Source organism: Deltaproteobacteria bacterium, from assembly GCA_023382265.1.
In the GTDB taxonomy this organism is placed as follows: Bacteria; JAMCPX01; JAMCPX01; order JAMCPX01; family JAMCPX01; genus JAMCPX01.
Genome location: JAMCPX010000023.1, coordinates 1 through 3,059 on the forward strand (window position 1 = coordinate 1; position 3,059 = coordinate 3,059).

Sequence of the window (3,059 nt, forward strand, 5' to 3'; positions counted from 1 at the left end):
GTATCGGTATGCCATAAATCTCCTCTCCGTTTTTTATCTTTTATAGCATATCTGTTGATCGTGCGATAGGATATTTATCCGTTTTTCTGCCTTTTCCCCTTATGACCGTAATTGTGACACAGCCTCTTACTGTGTGGAAGCGTAGCTAAGATAAACAACCGTGACATATAGCCGGTGTGTCCTGTTGATTTCTCATCTTCAAGCCATTGTCCATTTGCTTCGGCTATCACATTTTTAATTTCGTCCATTTTCCCCTTATCTGTTAAAAAACTTCCCATTATGGAACGCACTACGATCTGCTGATTTTCAGAGGTGTGGACGTCTGGCTTTTTGATAACTCTTTTATAGCCGATGTTTTTCGTCCACTGTTCCAATAGGGACTTTTGCACTTTGCACAGCGCAACGGCAAGCCGTCGCCCTGTGGTAGCCATTCATGACCGCATCGATCGCATTTACACGCTTTAGTTTTGATAAGCATTTATACTCCTGTTAGTGTATACTAATAGTGTACACCATTGTCAAGATAAATGAATTATATAACGAAAGCCTCGGAAGCGATAAAACGGACACGCTCTCAATACCATTCATAGTGCAACGCCCGTATAAAACATAATAAATCATAATATTAAGATATTACTTGACAAACAATTTTCTAAACAATACATAATATATCATAATATTATAAATAACAGGAGACACATGGACACAAAAATAATTACAATAGCGAATCAGAAAGGCGGCAGCGGCAAGACGACCATTTGTATGCAGTTGGCCGGCGTCCTGGGCCGAGGAGGGTTTAAGGTTCTTATCGCCGATGCGGATTCTCAAGGAACTGCTAGCCGATGGTTTTCAAATGCAGAAGAGAATAAACCTTTTCCTGCTTCGATAGCACGTCTTGGCTCTGCCGGTAAGAACGTGGATGTGAAGGTTAAGAAGTATTTAGGCATGTTTGATTATATTTTTATAGATTGTCCGCCGGCATGGGATTCAGAAATTCCTTTCTCTGCGCTTTCAGCCTCTCACATAGCTCTTGTTCCCGTTATACCAAGCCCGGCCGACCTTTATGCCGTGCAAGGCATACAAGAGCTTATAACCCGGGTGCAAAAGACACATAAAAAACTTAAAGCGTACATAGTTCCAAATATGTATAATTACACAAATGTAAACTCTATAGCAATTGAGAGTCTTTCAGAATTTGTCATGCCTATTACAAAGTCTTTTTTGGGCGACCGTGTAGCATACAAAGAATCGATGTTGATAGGGGGAACTGTCTATGACATCAAAGGGGAAAGCGCACAAAAAGCACAAGAGGAGATTGAAAGACTTAAAGCTGAGCTCAATCAAATACTTTTGATACCTATACCTACAAAAGCATAATAAAACATAATATTATGTAATTAGATAAACATAATATATCATAATATTAAGTAAGAGTATATTGGAGATATAATGAAAAAAGACTTAATGAAAGAAAAATTTAAAAAAAGCATACAGGCAGAAAAAGAAAAAATAAAGCATCAAGCGGACGTAGTTTTTTCCAGGCTTGGACATGAAGAAAAAGTACCAGTCCGAAAACAAAAGTCGCAGAAGGTTAATGTTACCAGGATCGGCTTTGCTATGCCGGAAGAAGACATGGTCATGTTCGAGGATATCAAAGAAAAATGCGAAAGACTCAAGATTCGTGCCAATAGCTCAGAGCTCCTTCGGGCAGGGCTAAATGTACTTCATGGTCTTTCCGGTACCGAGCTTATCGATACTGTAAACCTTTTGAAAAAACTTCAGGTAGGGCGTCCAAAAAATAATTCAGGCAATAAGAAAAAGCCACTGAAGGTTAATGTTACCAGGATCGGCTTTGCTATGCCGGAAGAAGACATGGTCATGTTCGAGGATATCAAAAAAAAATGCAATAAGCTTAAAATACGTGCACAAAACTGGGAACTCCTACGGGCAGGACTTAAGGCGCTCAATAATCTGTCCGATACCGATCTTATCAACACGGTCGACTTGGTGCCAAAACTGCAGGTTGGGAAAAAGAAAAGGCAGTAATAAACAACCCGGAAAAACTCCGGCCGTACTGCACGGTAAAGGGAATTGATTTTGGAATAGGAAGCCGATTACCCTTTACATAAGATACCTAACCATATATACTTTAATATACCTATATAGGGGTAAAATTGGTATGATGGAAGGGGAAAGAAATGGAAATTAAATATACAACCTTCAAAGGGCGTCATTTGTATATAGGTGTAGGAACCTATGAAGAAGTCGAAGCACTCAATATAGAAAAGGATTTTAATCATGTTTTGTCTACCTTGCGTTCAATAAAACATATATCACATCGTTTATTGGGATTGAACTGTGAGGAGAAAGTTGACCGTTCTATCGTTGGATTAAGATCCTTGAATGATAATATAATAAAGAGGGATATACGTGGAACCAGAAAAGCAGTATGAAAAAGACTTTAAAGAATTTATAGAAATATTAAATAAGCACGGTGTTGAATATATGATTGTTGGTGCCTATGCTGTTATGTTTCATACTCACATTTCTCGGGACACAAAAGATATTGCTTTTTGGATTAACAGAACAGAAGAAAATGTTAAAAAGTGCATAGAGGCTATAGAAGAATTTTCAGGGGAGCGTGTTAATGCTGACAGTCTGCTTATAAAAGATAGTTTAGTCTTTATCGGCCAAGAGCCGTATAGGATTGATATATTAAATGAGCAAGGTGATTTACACTTCAATAAGGCTTACTCGAATAAAACAGAAGGTATATTTTTTGAAACAAAAACAACATATATCTCTAAAATAGATTTGTTAGCTCTCAAAGAATATTATCATAGAGACCAAGACATTAAAGACATCAAGAGACTGAAGAAAACTGAAGAAGTGCAGGACATCAAGCCCCGTGGTCGGCACCGGTAAAAGCCGCACCAGCATCACTGAGTAGTCCAAGAGAGCTTTGCGTTAAAGAATATCATAAAAGTATGACGCTTGGTGATAACATTAAAAAAATACGGGGCGACAAAAGCGCCATCGAGTTTTCTTCAGTCTCTTGA

At 38.3% G+C, this 3,059-nt stretch carries 5 protein-coding genes; 4 read left to right on the plus strand and 1 reads right to left on the minus strand.

Going from position 1 to position 3,059, the window contains the following annotated elements; genetic code table 11:
- Positions 1-74 precede the first annotated feature (74 nt).
- Positions 75-374: a hypothetical protein gene (locus M1381_04525; protein MCL4478351.1), complete on the minus strand. Its 300-nt coding sequence runs from the start codon at positions 372-374 to the stop codon at positions 75-77.
- A gap of 325 nt (positions 375-699) precedes the next feature.
- Here M1381_04525 and M1381_04530 point away from each other — a divergent pair, with 325 nt between their 5' ends.
- From M1381_04530 to M1381_04545, 4 genes are all read left to right on the plus strand, one after another.
- Positions 700-1,377 (plus strand): ParA family protein, encoded by a 678-nt coding sequence (locus M1381_04530; GenBank protein ID MCL4478352.1) that lies wholly within the window; start codon positions 700-702, stop codon positions 1,375-1,377.
- Between the two features lie 72 nt (positions 1,378-1,449).
- On the plus strand, positions 1,450-2,046 hold the full coding sequence (locus tag M1381_04535; protein MCL4478353.1) for a hypothetical protein: 597 nt from the start codon (positions 1,450-1,452) through the stop codon (positions 2,044-2,046).
- A 152-nt stretch (positions 2,047-2,198) separates the two neighbouring features.
- On the plus strand, positions 2,199-2,453 hold the full coding sequence (locus M1381_04540) for a hypothetical protein (protein MCL4478354.1): 255 nt from the start codon (positions 2,199-2,201) through the stop codon (positions 2,451-2,453).
- Complete coding sequence (locus M1381_04545; GenBank protein MCL4478355.1) at positions 2,431-2,925, plus strand: nucleotidyltransferase; 495 nt, start codon at positions 2,431-2,433, stop codon at positions 2,923-2,925. The genes M1381_04540 and M1381_04545 overlap by 23 nt, the downstream gene beginning before the upstream one ends.
- The last annotated feature ends 134 nt before the right edge of the window (positions 2,926-3,059 follow it).